This window comes from Autumnicola patrickiae, from assembly GCF_031846525.1.
In the GTDB taxonomy this organism is placed as follows: domain Bacteria; phylum Bacteroidota; class Bacteroidia; order Flavobacteriales; family Flavobacteriaceae; genus Autumnicola; species Autumnicola patrickiae.
Genome location: NZ_JAVRHM010000077.1, coordinates 1 through 519, shown reverse-complemented (window position 1 = coordinate 519; position 519 = coordinate 1). Strand labels below are relative to the sequence as shown.

The 519-nt window shown below is 44.9% G+C and carries 1 protein-coding gene; it reads left to right on the top strand.

The genetic code is table 11. The annotated features are described in order from the left end of the window. On the top strand, window positions 1–519 hold a 519-nt coding region (locus tag RM549_RS19410), incomplete at both ends, for a TolC family protein (RefSeq protein ID WP_311687773.1).

The following is a 519-nucleotide window of genomic DNA, read 5'->3' as shown; positions in this document are numbered from 1 at the left end:
GCTAGCATATTTAAAGGACAGCAGGATTCCCCTGCTTACAGAGTTCGAGGAGTTACTAAATGAAGAACTACAAGAGCCTCTCGGGTTCCCTGACAGTCTTTGGGAGGAACAGCTTCTAAATGAAAAGAGTATACTTCTGGAAATGATCTTAGCTGAGAACCCACGCCTGGAACAACTCGAACATCAGGCGAGGAGTTTCGAAGAGCAGCTCACTGTAGCCAAAAAAATGGGTTTACCATCTTTTACTCTTGGAGGGACCTATACCAATATTGCTTCAAGAACAGATTTAGACCCGGCTATGGCACTGCCAGACAATGGTCAGGATGCATTTATTTTTCCACAAATAGGAATACGGGTGCCGCTTTACAGAAAAAAGTATAAGGCCTTGCGCCAGGAAGCTATTCTGCAGCAAGAGGCAGTGCAGTTGAAAAAGGAAAACCTGGAGAATGAATTGGAGACAAAGCTTGAGCAGTTGTATCGCGATTACGTGGACGCAGTGCGAAACGTTGAACTTTACAG